At 38.9% G+C, this 17,681-nt stretch carries 18 protein-coding genes; 4 read left to right on the top strand and 14 right to left on the bottom strand.

Annotation, left to right across the window (positions count from 1 at the left end):
• Positions 1 to 436: 436 nt before the first annotated feature.
• From EPX21_RS18045 to EPX21_RS18015, 7 genes are all read right to left on the bottom strand, one after another.
• The gene (locus EPX21_RS18045; protein ID WP_134091081.1) at positions 437 to 1,336 is read right to left on the bottom strand and encodes a DUF4238 domain-containing protein; all 900 of its coding nucleotides are present in this window, start codon (positions 1,334 to 1,336) and stop codon (positions 437 to 439) included.
• Positions 1,333 to 2,535: a restriction endonuclease subunit S gene (locus tag EPX21_RS18040; RefSeq protein WP_134091080.1), complete on the bottom strand. Its 1,203-nt coding sequence runs from the start codon at positions 2,533 to 2,535 to the stop codon at positions 1,333 to 1,335. The genes EPX21_RS18045 and EPX21_RS18040 overlap by 4 nt, the downstream gene beginning before the upstream one ends.
• A 1-nt stretch (position 2,536) precedes the next feature.
• A complete protein-coding gene (locus EPX21_RS18035; protein WP_134091079.1) occupies positions 2,537 to 4,012 on the bottom strand; it encodes a class I SAM-dependent DNA methyltransferase in 1,476 nt (491 codons plus the stop codon).
• 133 nt (positions 4,013 to 4,145) lie between these two features.
• Positions 4,146 to 4,721: an outer membrane beta-barrel protein gene (locus EPX21_RS18030; protein ID WP_134091078.1), complete on the bottom strand. Its 576-nt coding sequence runs from the start codon at positions 4,719 to 4,721 to the stop codon at positions 4,146 to 4,148.
• A gap of 412 nt (positions 4,722 to 5,133) precedes the next feature.
• Positions 5,134 to 6,393, bottom strand: a complete 1,260-nt coding sequence (locus EPX21_RS18025) for an SIR2 family protein (RefSeq protein ID WP_134091077.1) — start codon at positions 6,391 to 6,393, stop codon at positions 5,134 to 5,136.
• 65 nt (positions 6,394 to 6,458) lie between these two features.
• Positions 6,459 to 7,199, bottom strand: coding sequence for a hypothetical protein (locus EPX21_RS18020; RefSeq protein ID WP_134091076.1), 741 nt, complete (start codon positions 7,197 to 7,199; stop codon positions 6,459 to 6,461).
• A gap of 25 nt (positions 7,200 to 7,224) precedes the next feature.
• Positions 7,225 to 7,680 (bottom strand): helix-turn-helix domain-containing protein, encoded by a 456-nt coding sequence (locus EPX21_RS18015; RefSeq protein ID WP_134091075.1) that lies wholly within the window; start codon positions 7,678 to 7,680, stop codon positions 7,225 to 7,227.
• 199 nt (positions 7,681 to 7,879) lie between these two features.
• Between EPX21_RS18015 and EPX21_RS18010 the strand changes: the two genes are divergently transcribed.
• Both EPX21_RS18010 and EPX21_RS18005 read left to right on the top strand, forming a co-directional pair.
• The gene (locus EPX21_RS18010; RefSeq protein ID WP_134091074.1) at positions 7,880 to 8,698 is read left to right on the top strand and encodes a sigma factor-like helix-turn-helix DNA-binding protein; all 819 of its coding nucleotides are present in this window, start codon (positions 7,880 to 7,882) and stop codon (positions 8,696 to 8,698) included.
• 11 nt (positions 8,699 to 8,709) lie between these two features.
• Complete coding sequence (locus EPX21_RS18005) at positions 8,710 to 9,804, top strand: hypothetical protein (protein ID WP_134091073.1); 1,095 nt, start codon at positions 8,710 to 8,712, stop codon at positions 9,802 to 9,804.
• Positions 9,805 to 10,711: 907 nt separating this feature from the next.
• Here the strand turns inward: EPX21_RS18005 and EPX21_RS18000 are convergent.
• Positions 10,712 to 11,719, bottom strand: coding sequence for a YafY family protein (locus tag EPX21_RS18000; protein ID WP_134091072.1), 1,008 nt, complete (start codon positions 11,717 to 11,719; stop codon positions 10,712 to 10,714).
• 197 nt (positions 11,720 to 11,916) lie between these two features.
• On the opposite strand from EPX21_RS18000, the gene EPX21_RS17995 reads away from it, so the two are divergent.
• Together EPX21_RS17995 and EPX21_RS17990 are read left to right on the top strand one after the other, a co-directional pair.
• On the top strand, positions 11,917 to 12,294 hold the full coding sequence (locus EPX21_RS17995; RefSeq protein ID WP_134091071.1) for a hypothetical protein: 378 nt from the start codon (positions 11,917 to 11,919) through the stop codon (positions 12,292 to 12,294).
• 19 nt (positions 12,295 to 12,313) lie between these two features.
• Positions 12,314 to 12,811 (top strand): hypothetical protein, encoded by a 498-nt coding sequence (locus tag EPX21_RS17990; RefSeq protein ID WP_134091070.1) that lies wholly within the window; start codon positions 12,314 to 12,316, stop codon positions 12,809 to 12,811.
• A 165-nt stretch (positions 12,812 to 12,976) separates the two neighbouring features.
• Here EPX21_RS17990 and EPX21_RS17985 read toward each other — a convergent pair whose 3' ends face one another.
• From EPX21_RS17985 to EPX21_RS17960, 6 genes are all read right to left on the bottom strand, one after another.
• Positions 12,977 to 13,192 carry a SymE family type I addiction module toxin gene (locus tag EPX21_RS17985; RefSeq protein ID WP_134091069.1) on the bottom strand — a complete coding sequence of 72 codons (216 nt, stop codon included), beginning with the start codon at positions 13,190 to 13,192 and terminating at the stop codon, positions 12,977 to 12,979.
• A 269-nt stretch (positions 13,193 to 13,461) separates the two neighbouring features.
• Positions 13,462 to 14,037: an AAA family ATPase gene (locus tag EPX21_RS17980; protein ID WP_240768724.1), complete on the bottom strand. Its 576-nt coding sequence runs from the start codon at positions 14,035 to 14,037 to the stop codon at positions 13,462 to 13,464.
• A gap of 22 nt (positions 14,038 to 14,059) precedes the next feature.
• A complete protein-coding gene (locus EPX21_RS17975; protein ID WP_206106103.1) occupies positions 14,060 to 14,827 on the bottom strand; it encodes a hypothetical protein in 768 nt (255 codons plus the stop codon).
• 26 nt (positions 14,828 to 14,853) lie between these two features.
• Complete coding sequence (locus tag EPX21_RS17970) at positions 14,854 to 15,138, bottom strand: helix-turn-helix domain-containing protein (RefSeq protein WP_134091068.1); 285 nt, start codon at positions 15,136 to 15,138, stop codon at positions 14,854 to 14,856.
• A gap of 85 nt (positions 15,139 to 15,223) precedes the next feature.
• Positions 15,224 to 16,078, bottom strand: coding sequence for an RteC domain-containing protein (locus tag EPX21_RS17965; protein ID WP_134091067.1), 855 nt, complete (start codon positions 16,076 to 16,078; stop codon positions 15,224 to 15,226).
• An 84-nt stretch (positions 16,079 to 16,162) separates the two neighbouring features.
• The gene (locus tag EPX21_RS17960; protein WP_134091066.1) at positions 16,163 to 17,416 is read right to left on the bottom strand and encodes a site-specific integrase; all 1,254 of its coding nucleotides are present in this window, start codon (positions 17,414 to 17,416) and stop codon (positions 16,163 to 16,165) included.
• Between the last annotated feature and the right edge of the window lie 265 nt (positions 17,417 to 17,681).

Here is a 17,681-nt window from a genome sequence, read left to right as displayed (position 1 = left end):
TCGCTAAACTTACTTCTTTTCATTACCCCTAAATTATAAAACTACATTAATAATCGTAGCTGTTTTAAGGGAAGATTACACACACACGTTTCATCAGTATATAAATCGTATACTGGTATCTTAGTTCCTGGTTCTACGTATGCTGACAAATGTATGGAAAATTTTCTCACAAAGTTTAGGTATAGCTAAATTATTTTGAAAAAATGACAATCAAATATACATGTTTTGGTTTTAGTACGATTGTCCACTCACAAATCTTCTAATGATCTCTATCTATAATTTTAATTTTATAAGTCTTGCTTTGGGCATAGCTGACTGCGACATCTGTGCCATACGCTTTCACGGGACTTCCATCAGCGTTGTGCTTCTGAAATTCTCTCTTTTCCTGTTTGCGTCTGGAATCTACTACTTATTCAAAATAATCTATTGCTCTATTTTAAGTACCATTCCTAAAAAAGTTAATATATCTGTCAAACAACTTTTCGTTGCTAGTAATAACATACTGGTGGGCGTTGTTAACAATACAGTCATTATAGAAGTCAATTTGAGAATCGTCGATGTCTTCCGAAATCACCTTTTGTTCCCTTTCTTCAAATGAAATCAACAAGGCTATTCTCGGGCCGATTGGATAAAGCAACTCCAGTTGCTTTACGTTGCCATCTTCGTCAAGAATTTCTCCTTTAATATTCATAACAGGCTGATCGCTGGTAAAAAAATCATCTTTGCTTTTATTTGTCAAAATTGTGAAATTACACTTATGGGATAATTTAAGTGTTAAATTATTAGCGAAAATAACAGGTAACATAATATCAATGGCAGTTTTTATACTACCTGAAAGATTGAGTACTGCACGCTGGCTATCTCGCATTTTTCTGGTTCGAAAATATTGAAACAAAATAAACGTTATCGCTTTGTCTCCATTCTCTGCTATAAATTTTCTGATGTCATCATCTATTTTGCAACATATCAATCCCTTGCCGTAGTCTTCAATATTTGTAAAAAAGGTTTCTAAACCATGTTTTGCGATTATGTTTACTTCTTCTTCATCCTTATAATCCCCAAGCCGCGAAAGATCAAAGATCAATTTATAGAAAACTGAATTTAGCTCCAACGCTTCCGGAAAACTATATACCTCTAAAAAATTCCACAATTCAATAAGTTCCTGAAGAGTCAAAAATGGCAATTCGTAGAAATATCCTTCCTTGAGGACGTTTTTTGAGTTCGTTGAAATTGTTTTTCCATCAACTTTTGATTTTCTACAGACTTTATTATCTACTTGCCAGTTTTCTAAATAATGTCGCCAAACGTAATGTTGGCCCTTCGTTATTTGATTCATAGAACAGAATATTGGTCCACCAACTCCCCTTTAAAAGCCCGCCGTAATAAGGATTGAAATAATTCTTCCGATTTCGTTGTGTTGGTCTTTGCTTTTACCTCGTTAATAAGCTCAATTTTTTTTGCGAAGGCCTGTTGTAGATGGAGCGGAGGAAGTAAAATATTAAAATTTTTTATTTTTTGAAGTGTAAATCTTTTTATCGCAGCTCCAGCCATAAATTCTCTAATTAAATTCTCCTTCACAAAATCTGCGTTCAGATAATATGTCAGGTAATCGTGATTTATAAAATTCTTATTGAGCTTAAATAATGCAAGACTCGAAAGCATGCTAAATTCTTCTGTCAATGTGTTTACGGCTGCCATGCCAGTTGTTGCCCCGTCCTTAATATACAATACATCTTGAAATTCAGGGTTGCACCTTCCAACAATCTCTTTATGATCTGTTTCGGAAACATATGTTGGATTTGAATTAAAATCTAATTTGCAATTTTTAATATGTTTTGCTGTAACATATTTATAACCTTCATTTGTGTTTTTTGGCGAATGGTGAGTACCATCCGTAATCTTTCTACAAATTTCCCCCAACTTCTTTACCTCCCAACCTTTCTCATTCTTCACCGGATCGCCGAACATATCGATAAAGATGGCTTGCGCCAGTTCATCGTATTTCTTTTGCAGTTCTTGGTCTTTTCTACGTAATTCATCGGCCTTATCTATAATAGCCGCTATTTTTTCCTGGATGGGAAGAGGTGGAAGAGGGATTTCTATTTCATTAATATAGTTTTCCAGCTTCAGATTAATAATACCGGTAGTTTTATTTTGGTATTTTAATGTTTTTTTTGATATATGGTTATTGAATAAAAACCAAAACAAATATTTTGGAAAAACATTTTGCTTAGGCCGAATAATACTTGTGAAATTATTGCATAAGTATATAGCTTCTTCATTGAAAAACACTACTCTGCCCACGGGCTGGGTTGGACTTCCTCCCGATTTCTCGATTATTGTATCACCCTTAAAAAGTCGTTTCTTCTGCACTTTTTTTAGGCCAATATTTCTAGATACAACGTCAGTAAGATCAAGGATGCCGTTATTAGTAAAATTTGTGGTTCTAATAATTTTAATGTTACCCCCATCGTCACCCCATTCTCCAGAAATAGGTTTTTCAATTATAGCTTTTAGTTGCACCTTCTCCCACATATTACAACAGCTCCTTTAATTCGTTCAACAATGCTTGGCGTTCACTATCAATCTGTGCTATCTGTTCCAAGATGACTTGCGGTTTCTCGTAAGCCACTTCCTCATATACTACCTCTTTATAGCGGTTAATACTGAGGTCATAGCCATTCGTACGGATTTCATCCGCAGGGACAAAAAACGATTGTTCCGTTCGGGTACGATTGGCTTCACCAATCAGGTTTTTATAGCGTGCAACAATATCCGGAATATCATTCACAGCAATCACGCTGCGCTTATCATCCAAGCTATAGCCATCGGCTTTCATATCATAATACCATACCTTGTCAGTTCCGCCCGAATTGGTTTTGGTAAAGATCAATATCGCCGTGCTCACCCCGGCATAGGGTTTAAATACTCCTGATGGCATAGAGATCACCGCCTGTAACTGCTGATTATCCACCAGCTCCTGACGAATGGCTTTATGCGCACCCGATGACCCGAACAATACGCCATCCGGTACAATGACCGCTGCTCGTCCTCCTAAGGTCAGCATCCGCAAGATTAAGCTTAAAAATAGCAATTCAGTCTTCTTGGTCTTGGTGGTTTGGAGTAAGGAGCTCTCCACTTCGTTGTAATCCAACGCCCCTTTAAATGGCGGGTTAGCCAATATCAACGAATATTTGCTGGCAATGGTGTTGCGTTCTGCCAAAGAAGATCCCGAAAATAATACCGGGTTTTCAATGCCATGCAATTGCAGGTTCATGGAAGCAATGCGTAACATGGATGGGTCAATCTCCATCCCATTGAACATTTCTCCATAAAAATGGTCCCGGAAGTTTTTCCCCAGAAACCAGTCCTCGTGTTTCTCCTGAATATATTCAGCGGTGCTGACCAGGAATCCGGCTGTTCCCATGGCCGGATCACAGATCAAATCATCCTGCTGCGGCTGCATTAGCTCGACCATCATGCGGATAATATGCCTTGGCGTGCGGAACTGCCCGTTGGTTCCAGCCTCTGCAATTTTACTGAGCATGTATTCGTACAAATCACCCTTGGTATCGCGATTTTGCAAAGGAAGTTTATCGATTTGCTGCACTACCCTATCTAAAAGATTTGCACTTTCAATCATAAAGGTAGCACCCCGCATATATTGCGAAAACTTACCCCCATCCGCACCCAGCGTACGCATAAAATCAAAAGCGGTGAGGTTATCCAAGTCGGTTTGTGGTACGCGGAAAATTTCCATCATCTTTTCGGGATCCAACTCCTTAAAATACGACCAACGGAGTTTATTTTGCTCCGGGTTATAAATGTCCTTCTTATTTGATTTCCCTAGAACGGTTTTCTCTTTATCGATCAGCTTTTGCCGGTCATCCAGCTGTTTGAGGAAAATCAAATAGGTAAACTGTTCAATAACAGTTAAGGGGTTGGAAATACCTCCTGTCCAGAAGTCGTTCCATATTTTATCGATTTGGGATCTAAGTTCTCCGGTGATCATGGTTTAAATTAAAATTCAAAATTAAAAAGCCTCCTCCCATAGGGATGGTAAAAAATGCACCGTCTTGTTTAACGGTACATTTTTAATGGTATAAAGGTAATCATTTTGGTTGATCTGTTTAAATCGGTAAACGTTACCTCAAGCGGTAACTCAAACCCACGGTAGGCTGGATGGTCTGTATCTTTCTGTCCATATAATCTCCCTTATTATTGGCGCTAAGCATATCTACATTGAATGATAAAGACCATTTTTCTGCCAAATGCGTGCGTATGCCGATACCCACATTGTAGGCAAATCCGGTACCGTCAACTTTGTACCCTTCCAATTTCATGTTGGCTACGGAATAACCGATCTGTAACCGGGAGTCAAAGTCTACCTTTTCACTGATTGGTATGCTGAACAATGGCCCTGCCAACAATCCGCCGTAATACCACATGCCGTCAGACAAACCAAGGTAGCTGACATCGATATTATGCGCACCCCCATACCAGTTAGCGGCGATGCCTACATGCTCACTGAAAAAATAGCCAAAATTAATCAGCGAAAGATTAAGTCCGGTATTGGCCATTCCCTCATTCTTAAATTCGCCCATGGGGAATGAAGGACCGAGACTGATGCCGATGTAGCCTCGTCGTTTTGGTTCCTGTGCATTTAAGGATAAGGTGATCAGGGTGAAAATGATCATCATAGTGGTAAACTTTGCTTTCATGTTTTTTCTTTTTTTTGATGATTGATTTAATAATTACTTGTACAAAGATGAAAGGCATCTATGCAGTAGATGTGCATAGTAACATCGCTGTTATTGCCAGCTAAGATAATGGAGAGCAATGGGTGGATTTTACGGTTTCCCGTAAGGGCTGCCGTTATTTTGAATGGCTCATCTTTAGCAAGAATTGGGTGTGGGATATGTTTTTTAGAAAATCAGTTTCAAAAACATTTTCGCAATATAATTTTTGCATACCTTTGTGCTAACAGAACCCGGATGCATTTCATAAGAACTGCATTTGGGTCGTTTTTTTATGTACCAATGATAAATAAACCAGCCTATTCCATCATGGCTAAATGAAAAATACTTTTTTGGCAGCGAATGCTATAAGGTTAAAGGTATTGAAAAATACTCCTTAACAGTCAATACAATTTGCTAGATATTCTTTAAACGGTTTGAAAATGATCGTGAGGTTGAATTGTTCTGCAAAGGAACTTTTGTTGCCATTATCAAATATAAATTGGTTGTATTTGGCCAAATCTGAAAGTAAACTTTTGGCTACCATGCTTCTAAATTTTTGCTCTTCTTGTGTATCTTTAGCATAGGTGACGATGGTTATTTTGCAATCTTTGTTTGCTTTTTTGGCTTGCCGAATGGTGTCATTGATATGCAAATCACCAAAAGAGTAACCAACAATAATGATTTCATCGGCTTGGTGACAATCCATATCAAAGGCAGAAGCCATTTGTTTAAAAGGGCTTAGATTGGTCCGTTGCGTTTTGCTATATCCCGTAACAATATTGGAAAGGAAGAGCGGTTTGTTTTTTTCCGATTCGATTACGGCAAAAGCGCTATTAGTGTTGATATTACCATAGTATCCATTATAGACACTATAACCATCTAACTGATTACGATTTTTTCCTTCTACGCCCCAGGCATAATTCCCATGTAAATGATAAATGCAATGCTCATTGAAAGAAGTAAGTATTCTTTTTGTATCTACTCGATATTTATCGTTGTAAGCCTCTGGGATTAATTTGTCCGGGTAAAAACCCTGGAAAGCCCGAAGATCAAGTCTTTGGAACAAAAACTGGATGACGCGGTCATAATTAAGCGAATATATCCGCAAATAGCTATCCCCAGAAAGGCTGGAAAAATAATCCAAGGCGAGTTGGTTAATAATGTCGTTCTCCTCAATACCTATTTTATTGCTTTTTGCATTACACCGGCCGTAATTGCTAATCTGTTCATTAATACCTGCATAAATTTTAACAAGCAGTATTGCAAAAAACTTAGCTTCGTCTGTTATTTTTGCTTTCTTAATACTGGAGACAGACCGTGTCTCCGATAAAGTATTTATATAATCCAAGTTGGTCACTTCAGACCAAAAGCTATGATTCCGATCAATCAGGAGCTTTGAGATCGTTGCTGATCCTTTGCTACTATTGCTCCAATATTGGAAGCACTGTTCCACAATATCAATTAACCCTTCAAAATTGAGTTTTTCTTTTGCAGGGAGCCGTTCATTGAATTTGTCAAGTAGCACATTGGTTATATAATTACCTGATCTATTTTTTGGGCCTTTGTCTCTAAGAAAATCTGTTAAATACAGTGTGGAAGGGCCGCTCCAATCTATTGCAGCCCCTGCTCCGAGTAAAAACACAGTTCTTTTCATCTTGGCTTTTTTTGGAATATGACTTATGTATGCAATATCTTTTCTTGGGTTAGAATTGGTTAGATTTAGTCCTTTAAAGGGATAATTTCGCTCTTATCCCAATAAAGATACACTCTTGTGAAAAGTGTTTGAATAGGCAACCTAATATCCGTATTCCTAAAAGCATCAGGCATAGAACTATTGATGTGAATCAATAGCCAGTACTCATCGCAGGATTTATATTCCTTTAACTTGGCGTGCTTTTTAATTAAAATAGGGGTAAGTTCTTTATCGCTGAACGGCGATAATGCCCGTCCTCCTGAATGAACGTAACCTTTCAATAAAGAAGGAGTTGTAAAATTAAGCTGGTCTATTTGGTCGGGTAATTGACCGAGATTTTCAACGTTTACGGGTTCTCCACTTTTTAATCTAGCTAATGCACCACTCCGCTGTAATTCGTTGAGGCACTGTTGAGCTAAAGCTTGATATTGCCGTTTTATTAATTGTATTCGGGAAAATTCGATATCTAATTCAAAATCATCAAAACCAATCGTTCCTTTCAAAGTTTCATAAAGATAGTAGCCAAAATCACGTTGCGATATATCAGTTGATTTTAAGTCTGAACCTTTCTGCTCCATTGAATCCGGAAATCCTTGCGTAATTTCTATTCCAATTTTCTTTTGGTCGATTTTTAATTGAATGTCAGGTGCATCGCCAAAAATAACTTCTCCTGCTAACGCAATGCCATACTGCCGTTTATAAACATTAAGAAACCCAGAAAAAACTTCTTTTTCCCATTTAGAATGCTTATCCTGTCTGTTGGTCATGGTATGGAAAATGAAGTTTATACTTTCAATTACCTTTCTTCAATCGTTTCACCTCTTCCGCTAAGTCTAATACCGCTCTACTTAATTGTGCAATGGATTCGGTTTTAGCGCGGTCTTCTTCGATAAATTTTTCTAATAGCGCAGCAAGCTTATCCGCGGCATCATGGGTTATGGTTGGCTGGTTGTTAATTCCAGCAGCTGAATCGGAAACAGTGAAAGTATTATTATTTTGAATGTTGAATATCGCTTTCTCTTCCTTAAAATTCTTAATAAACTCAGGTGTAACGCCCAGCCCTTCGGCCAGAATAGCCAGATTGGCATCGTCAATAAATTCCGATTGCTCCAGTTTTGAAATCTGTTGCTGGCTCCAACCATTACAACGTAACCCTAAATCGTACTGCTTCAATCCTTCTATTTCCCGTATACGCTGTACATTACGGCCTAAATGCGGTTTATCATCATCTTGGAAAGTTGTTCTCATTCATTTTGTTCGTTAAGTAATCTAATAAAGCCCTAATTTCTGTCAATATTTTTAAATTCCGCTGATTATGCCGCAGTAAAAAACAACGGCTTATGGTTTTTTACTATCGTTACGTTTTGAGGTAACCGTTACTTTTGTAAAAGTAAGAAAATTTGTGCAGTAGGCCTAATAATCAATATTGAACAGAATAACCTTATTTATGAATAAACCTTTACTAAAAACCAAAAAGAAAGCAGAAGAGCACTATCATTTATTAAAAGATGGAAATGAACTTGGCCTGACCTATTTTTATATTTGTTACTATGCTCATTATGCCTATCGGGCTATGCGTATGGTGAAGGAAGATCTGGTAGCAAATAGCATTGCCCAAGAAGCCTTTTTGCGCCTATGGGTTATGCGTGATATTTTGCAGGATGTAAACCATATCCATCAGTTTTTAGGACAGCAGGTCAGGGAAGCTGCTACAGCTTATTATGGCAAAACCATTTATCGTTTCCATAGAAGCATGTTGCGTCTAGATGGCATTGACGATTTTCAGGACTTTATGTTGGGCTATGAAATGGAAGAAGCATTTGAGGAGGACACTGTATACCTCGAACAGTTGGAGGAAAAGAAAAAGCAACAGTTAACCCAAGTGAACGAACTGATACCACAACTGAACCAGCAACAACAGCTTTTTATACGGCTCTGCTTGAAATATGAATTTAACTACGAGCGTATTGCATACCACTTGGGAGGTATCTCCGATTACGAAGTGGGGCAGCGCATTGAAAACTGCATCGCCAATATCAAGGCCGCTCTGTCCGATAGTCGAAAACTCGAAACGGCTATGCGTACCAAACCAATGATTGCAGAGGGGATGCTAAGCGATGAGCAAGCACAGATTTTGATGCTGCGTTACGACCTGCAATATTCTTTCGAAGAAATTGCCGAATCACTCCATTTGGATGACAGTAAAGTGAAATCACTTTTTGTGCAGGCGCATGCTGTTATCAAAAAGGGCAAAAAATCAGCTTAATATTGTTCGCCATGGAAAAGAAAACGATTATTCTTACCAGAAAAATCCAGATTTATGTGGATTGTGAAGACAAAGAGCAGAAGGATGCCTATTATAAACAACTGTACGACTGGCAATGGATGACCGCTCAAGCGGCCAATCTCATTTTTACCAATCTTTACGTGCAGGATCGCGTAAAAGATCTGATTTATTTTACAGAAGAGGTGAAGGTAAAATTAGCCGATCATAAAAAGGAAGAAGATGGCATTTTGAACTCTTCTCGTATGAATACCACCTATCGGATACTTTCCAGCAAGTTTTTAGGGAAAATGCCTTCCAATATTTTTTCTAACCTCAACAGTTCATTGAACAGCCTATATAATTCAGAAAGGAATGCTTATTGGAAGGGAGAAAAAACCTTGCCCAATTACAAACGTAACATCCCCATGCCTTTTGGTGCTGATCAGTTGAAACTTAAAAATAGCGAACAAGGACATGATTATTTGTTTACGCTTTTCAAAATTCCTTTCAAGACTTATCTGGGCAAAGACCGTTCTGACAAAAAAGTCCTATTGCAAAGGGCGCTGGCTGGAACAATTGGATTGAGAACGAGTGCCATTAAGATTGAAAAGGGAAAACTATATTTACTGGCTACGTTTGCTATGGAGCAGGACGACCATCAATTAAAAGATTCCATCATAGCGGAAGCTTCTCTTTCTATCGAGCATCCGATTGTAGCAAAGGTTGGAAAAGCCCATTTTCAGATAGGTAGTAAAGAAGAGTTTTTACACAGACGGTTGGCTATCCAGGCAGCTAGGCACCGTTTGCAACGTGGAGCCGCTTTCAACCGCTCTGGTAAAGGTAGAAAAAGGAAACTGAAAAGCTTGGAACACTACAGCGAGAAAGAATTTAGGTATGTCGACAACCGATTACACCTCTACAGCAGACGTTTAATCGATATCTGCATCAAAACCCAAGCCGGTACGCTACTATTGGTAAACCAGCAGCAAAAAGAGGAAATGGCGAAAGAAGAAGAATTTTTGCTTCGCAATTGGAGTTATTACGGTCTAAAAGAAAAGATAGCTTATAAAGCGCAGAAAGCAGGTATACAGGTGATTGAGGAATAGGGTTTCTTTCGTCACTGCTTGTTCATTTTTAAAAGCCATCTTATTTTGGCAACAAATCATCCGTAGTCATCACTGCATGCATTTGGAAAGTTCTTTGAAAATAATAGAGGCTGCTTGTACAGCCATAGGGTGGGGCTAAAAGGCACCCGCTGAATACTTTTTGCAATGGTGGTCTCGCGTAAGATGGCTAACCAGATTATTTGCTAATATACAATAGCCTTGCTGTGAAACGTGGGTGCATATTTGAGGTTGCTTGTACAACCGTAGGGTGAGATTCATAAAGTACTCACTGAAGACGCTTTGTCTAGCGCAATAGACTCGTTAAATAAAGCTGAAATTTTGCAATAGTCTTGTTGTCGAAACGTAGGTTTGAAGATTTTCGTTATTTATGAGGTTGCTTGTACAACCGTGGGGTGAGGTAGTTTATATACTCTCACCGATTGCCATACAATGTCTGGCTCCGAAAGGGATACAATAGCGAGCTTCCTGTCAGAAATTATATGCCATTTACAATGGTCTGCTGTAAGTCCAGAAATGTACATGTTTTATCTTTCACTGGTAATGCATATAAAATAGTCTCGAAATCTTGTTTTTGTTTAAACAACAATCTATCAAAAAATATGAGGTTGCTTGTACAACCGTAGGGTGGGGTTGGATAACACTCACTGAATTTTTCAAATAGCAGACTTCATTTCAGTCAGCTTTCATTACAATGCTGCCTTCATGTAAGTTCTCTTTTGGTAAAAACAACGGTTCTGTTGTAAATCGCCATGGCGTTTTTTTTAATTCCAATTAGCGTAATCAATAAAAAATATACAACGGCGGCCTCTTGAAAAGTCTTTTCTATTGGGTAAAATCGGATTGTTTCCGCAATAGCGCGAGATACGCTTTTTGAGGGTGCAAATAACTAAGAATAATTATCCAACATGGCAATCAACTTTTCTTTCATTGTGAGTCGAACACTTTCTGGATGAATTACATTGACCGCCGGCCCGAAACCCAATATCTGTGCATAAAATTCATAGTTTGGAATTACATCGAGCTGTATAATTGTATAATCTTTCTGTTTCTCTATTACCTTTTGGGATGGATGTAGCGGCTTAGAGTCGATATAAGGCCAAAGGCTCTTATTGATTTTGATCCGAATAAGTTGAGCAGTTAATTCGATGGGTTTACTTACGCCAATCAGATCTTCAAAATAATCATCCGGATGAGTACTTGCTGGTTTATAGACCTCATCGTGCTCAATGGAGAAATCAATGATTCTGTCTAGAGCCAGGCTACTCCAGTTTTCAAAATCTTCCCGTTGGCCGAATAAGAACCAGCGTTTGTTGTATTGTTTTAGGAAATAAGGATGAAGTAGAAAACTTTCTTCCCGATCTTGATTGAATGACTGATACCGTACCTGTAGTACCTGTTTATTCTGAATAATTTTTAACAGATCGCCAAGGAGATGCAGGTTTTTAAGATACTCGTTCTGATCAAAAAAAATGCAATCACCTAAATCCTCCAATTGAAAACTCTTTTTTAATTTCAAGGCCAGTTCTTGGACAAAGTCAAACTGTGGCAACCCTTTAAATCTCCCAAGCATATCCAATGTCGTTTTCAGAAGATCGGCTTCGACTGGATTGATCTGTTGCATAGCAAGCGAATAGTTTCTGTCCGAATAACGGTAGTAGGTCTTTTTCCCTTCCTTGTAGGATTCGATCGGTGCGCGAAATCCGGCTTCACTGCGCATGAAATCCATGTCTTTGAAGATCTGTCTGCGTGATATAGAAGCCTTCGACCCACTATATTCTTCGATAGCTGTCGATACGTAAACGATCAGATCATCGATGAAAAATTTTCGACCCTTATTGGAAAAGCACCGATCCAATGCTTCATAACGGATAATTGCGTGTTTATTGGTGGCCATATTGATTTATCTGATACACGAAGATACGTTTTCCAATGCAGTGGATGTGCATAGCTATACAGGAAACTGTGCACATAGGGTACATCAATCGTTTTTTACTTTGGCCTAAAGTTACACATAGGAAAAATGCTTGTCTTACGGGTTTCCGTAATATTTGCACTTCCTGATTAAATACTTTTGGCAAAACATAAAAACAGATGAATAAACTATTACTATCAAGTCTCTTGATTCTTTCGGTAAGTGCCTGCAAGAGCTATAAATATGGCACAGAAGGCAATGCGCAGAAAAGCAATCTTACTATAGGTGTGGTGAAAAGCCAGTTAAAAAAAGGACAGACTTCGCAAGATGAAATCCTGAAACTCTTTGGTGCCCCTAATCTGGTATCCAAAAATAAATCAAATAAAGAAGTTTGGAGTTATAACCGGATGTCTGTGGAACATAAAGCAGGCTCGACCGACTTTTTCTCCGGCCAGCGTGCCAGTCAAAGTAGTACCAGTAAATCTTTTGATCTCATCATCACCTTCGATGAAAAAGACATTGTAGAAGATTACTCCGTTGTATCAACCGCTTATTAACCTTTCAAAATGTATAAATATGAAAAGAATACTTTTACTAGTATGTAATGTAGTACTGTTCGCATCCTGTGCTACCAAGATGGTTACGAAATCACCCGCTGAGGTGAAGATGATGACCACCAAACAATTTGAGTCGGACCAAGAACTTGTTTTTAAATCCGTCATTAGTTTGCTCCAATCGGAAAGCTACATCGTAGATCGTGCGGATAAAGAAACCGGTCTTATCAATGCCAGTAAGCGCATTGAAAACAAAAATGCCGCTTCTCAACGCTTTTGGCTCGGGACCGCAAAAGATGCCAATACCTCTAAAGCGATGTTTTATATAGAAGGCGTCAACGATAGCCTAACCGAAGTAAAAATTACCATGTACGAAGGCGCTGAATCTAGCCGTAATGGTTACTGGGGACAGGTCAATAAGGACACGAAAGAGCAAATGATTTATGAACCAGAGGTATATCAGGAATGGTTTACGAGCCTGCAAGCTGAAATAGAGCGTAGAAAGGCCTTGGGTCGGTAGTCTTCTGTATAGACAACTTGTTCATTAAAAAGGCGTGTTCAGTTTTGCTGAACACGCCTTTTTAATGAACGTTAATTGAATTGCGTCATTAGATGCGTCAATTACATCGTAATTGAGGTTATCACAAAAAGCAGCCAATCCAATCCGAACCGGCGGCTTTTAATCTTAATCCTCATCCAAACTAATGATAAGCAATTTATTCATTGTTGTGACCTTAACACGTTGATCGGGACTAAAGCCTAATTTGTCGAGCCAATGCCCACTTAATCTGATAACCGGAACGGTTGTCTGACTGAATTGGTTAAATCTGATGACTGGTTGGATTTTTAAGCTTCTCACCTCCGGTTGTCTGCTTACTTTCTTTTTCTCGGGTGTTCGCATAACTTTTTGAAAAATTAAAATAAGTAGCCTGACAGTGCTGCGAACACCCAAAAAGTCTGGAAATGTGCAGGACTTGCACCTGCTCTCTGCCAGGCGTATTGTTAAACATAATTGTTGTCATTGTAGTGACTTTTTAGTATTGTTCGCACTTCAAATATAGACATTTTTTTGTTTAACGCTTAAAGGATCCGCCTCGAATTATTTAAGGCAATGAGAAGATCGGTGCCATAATCTATTTTAAAAGTGATTGACAAATCGCTAACGAACCTTTACTTCCTCTTATCCTTCACATCTTTATCAAAACCGATCAGATTGACCATTTCCCGGAGGCGTGAACGTAGCCGGTTACCATATGCTTCTTCCAATTCGGTCGCAGAAAGGTTGGTCGTAATATGTGTCACTAGGCGTTTAGAAACAAATAGATCATAGCGGGATAATAGAATCTCGGCCATTACATTGCATTCGTTACCAAAATACTTAATGTTATTCTCCGTCCCCAGATCATCAAAGCAATAATTACGGTACTCACTAGTATAAAGTTTACCACGGCTATACCGATGAATGATTTCATATCCTTCCTGGATAAATTCAAACGTGATATCTCTCGCACTTTTCATGAGGTAGCGGTATTGTCCTCCGTTTAAAAACCGCAAAATATGCATCAACGATGTTTTACCACAACCAATCGGTCCAGTAAGCATAATGCCTTTATCCAGATCGATCTGTTGATCGCGACATAATTCCTTATCCCGCAGGAAATAGGTAGCCAATTTCAGCAGGATGGGCTTATCTTCTACACACAGCTGAAACTTCCGGCCGTAAAGCTCCTTTCCTTTGATCTCCATAAACTGAAAGACTTTCTGGTAATCATAGCGGCTCGAAATAATTCTTTCGGGTATTGGCATTAAGCTGCTGGGCACGGTTAGGTTTTCCATAATTTTTGTTGCTGTTAAAATTGATACTGTTTGAGATCCAATTCTTGGCCGAAGCTTTCCAGTCCTTCATCGGACTTTTCCCACCGACCAGCCAGCCATTGGCCGTGTAGTGATTGATGAAACGCTGCGCTTCCTGTTCGGTCGATTTTTCGGCAATAAAAAAGCTTTCCACTTCACTAGGAAGTGGCGGAATATTCTTTTCTATTTGCGGAAAGCTCTCTGATTTTTCGGGAAGGGATACCGGTTCGTTACTTGAACCGGCAATTTCCTGCTTATTGTTTTTCCTCTTATCTATCAATAAAGATTTACTATTAGTATTATTAGAGATAGTATTACTATCTATATATGGCTCGTCTAATGGTCTTGTGGTCAGGATTTGAACGGGTTCATTTGGTAAAGAGGCTTGGATGGGATTCTCTGGAAAGAAGGATATCGTACTCCCTTTAAAAGGATTATAAGATGGCCGGTAATCGATATACGCTTTTTTATGCAGATAAGCCATCGTTTTGTGGTAAGTCGCCTTGGAATTGATCTTCCCCAATCGCATGGCGTCATCCCGGATGATCTGTATCGTTTTGGCAAAACGGGCCTGGTTCCAAAGTTGAAATAAAGCGATGAACAGACTCAAATGTGTCGATGTGAAATCCGCATCTGCTGAGGCCTTATTGAAAAAGTAGGTCAGTTGTTTTATGTAGTTCATGATAAGGGTGATTAAAGATGAATGAGCTAGATACCTACGTTATTGGCATTGCTTCCTTTTTCGAGCAACTGCTCAATTTCCTGGAGCGAATAGTAAATGGTATTGCCGAATTTGGTATAACGAATCGTACCGTTGATTCGATAATTCTGCAAGGTTCCCGGTGAAATCTGAAGTATTTTAATGACTTCCCTTGTCTTTAACCATTTTTTCTGCTGGTTTACTTTTGTGGTAGATAACAGGTCTTTTAGATCGTTCAATAGTTCATGCTTAAAGGACATGAGGTCTTCTCTAGTAATGATTTCTACTGCCATAAGATTTATGTTATTTGGTGAGCAGTAAAATTGCCTATTAAATACTTCGATTTCTCACAACTTGTTAACAAGTTGTGAGAAATTTTTATATAAATAGCTCGTTATCAGTATCTTTAATTCGTCTAAGTAAAACGTCCTTTAGGTTATCCAACAGTTTCGTTTTACTGGTTTTGCGGGCACGGATATCATAGAATACCCGGTTGTACTGACCCAGCTCAACATCAAAAATCTGCTGGAAGTATTCGGCGATTTCCTTAATATCCGCCTTCCCATTATTAAAGGTGCCGGCAGCGTGGAGTGCATAGATGAGTTCGATCAGATCGGTCTTAGAAGTGGTCCATTGTAGCGGGCGGCTGATTTTGCCCAGCAGTTTTTCCTCTTTTGCTTTGCTAAAGCTATTGATCTTCTTTTTGAGGTAATGCCGAAGCATTTCATAAGCTTCCACCTGGGCAAATATGTGAAGGGTAGGCGTACTTTTCCGTTTATCGATATCCAGGATATAAGAGCCTGCGTGGAAGAACAGGTCGTGATCGATCCTTTTAAATAAGTGATCATCCAACTGATCCAGATTGGCCTTGTAATAGTTATAGAAGAACTGGCGTTTCCTCAATTTCTTTTTTACCTTATACAAGGCCTTTAGGTAATATTCTTTTAGTTTCTTTTTCTGTAAAGGTGGTTTCTTCAGTTCGACTTTCTGCACGAGTGCATAATATTGGATTAAAGCCAATAGGTGAGATTTGATATGTTTAAAGTAGAAAATTTCTTCATCCGCTGTAAGGTTAATGTTTTGTTCGAATTTTTGTTTGGCCCATTGTAATCGCTCTGAAACGTATTGAATGGACAGTTCCGACAATTTTGAATAATCGTTTTTGTAGCGCTCTTCTGTTTTTTTAGCATAATCTCGTATTTCTTCATTTATGGCTAAAAGTGTTTCATGCATAAAGTATTGGTCTAAAAGGTGATCAGTATCTGTTTAAAAATTAAGAGCACCATTTTAATGATACATTTTGCATTAAAGCGGATTTTATCCCGATTTTTTGTCGGTATTAGGTAACTTTCCTGTGTGATTTAGAATTTTCTTCAGATTTTCCATGTCGTTAGCAACTTTGCGGTCGGTGATCTTGGCGTAATGCTGTGTGGTTTTGATGCTTTTGTGGCCGAGCATTTTGGAGACACTTTCTATGGGTACGCCGTTGGATAGCGTTACAGTTGTAGCGAAGGTGTGCCGTGCACAGTGAAAGGTGAGTTCCTTATTTATATGACAAATGGCGGCGACCTCTTTAAGGTAGGCATTCATCTTTTGGTTGGTCAAGATGGGAAGCAGCGTACCTTCATTTCCGGATTTTGGATGATTCCGGTATTTTTCAATAATAAGTCTGGCAGTATCGAGTAGGGGTATTTTCGAAAGTGTATCGGTTTTTTGCCGGTGCGTACTGATCCACATTTGTCCATCTATTCCTTTAGTTAGATTGGCTGGTGTGAGCTGTTTGACATCGATATAGGCCAGACCGGTAAAACAGGAGAACACGAAAATATCACGTACTACGGCTAAGCGCTCCACATTAATTTCTTTGGCCATGAGCCGCTGCAGTTCTTCTTGTGAAAGAATGTCGCGTTCTACTTCTTGTATTTTGGTTTTATAGTTTAGAAAGGGATCTTTTTGTATCCAACCGTTTGCTATGCAGATCAGGATGATCTTCTTGAAATTTTTGATGTACCTAACCGTGGTATTGTTTCCGCATGCTCTCTTGGTACGGAGATAAAAATCGTAATCGGTTATAAATCGGTGGTCTATTTTACTTAATGCGATATCGTTTACTCCGTATTGATACTGAATGAACTCCTTAGTATGTTGCAGAGAGGTTTGATACCGTTCGTAAGTGCCTTGGGCATATTCTATGCCTACGAGGGAAAAGAGGCGTTTATTGTGCTCTTCGAATACGGGAATCAGGGTTCTTTCTCGCTCGGCACTTTTGCCGATAAATACATGCATAAAACTCTCTAGTGTAAGCGCGATTTCCTGATATTCTAAAACAATCTGCGTTTGTGTGATCTTGGCTTTTAGCTTTTCGAGGTAACTGTTGATTGAACGGGCTTCTTCGGTGTTGCCTTTCATTTTCATCATCTTTTGATCCCAATGCTTGGGATTGATAAACTTCTTGCTGGAAAATTCTGTTCTTTTCCCATCAATGGTTATCCGTACATAAAGGGGATGAAGGCCTGCTGCATTGGCTTTTGCCGCCCGTGCATAGATGTGTAGGGTGATAGTGGTGTTCATAGTGGTGGTGCTTTATTTATTTATTCAATTTATTCCTTACCCGGCTAGTTGTCAAGATGTTCACTTGACGACTAGGTTAAATTAACTTTGACCTGTTCATTTTAGCGAGACCCTACAAGTCCAAATTTTAGGGGTCTCGCTGGGGTCTCGTTTGAAACTGGAATAAGGAAATAGTTAGGAAGGCTTATAAAAGCAAAAACCCTATAAATAGTGCTATTTATAGGGTTCTGATATTAAATATCTTGATGGGTGCGGAAAGTGAGGG

Origin of the sequence: Olivibacter sp. XZL3, from assembly GCF_004368405.1 — a bacterium.
Lineage (GTDB): Bacteria > Bacteroidota > Bacteroidia > Sphingobacteriales > Sphingobacteriaceae > Olivibacter.
Note: the sequence above shows the minus strand (reverse complement) of the source record. Positions and strands in the feature narration are given on the sequence as shown.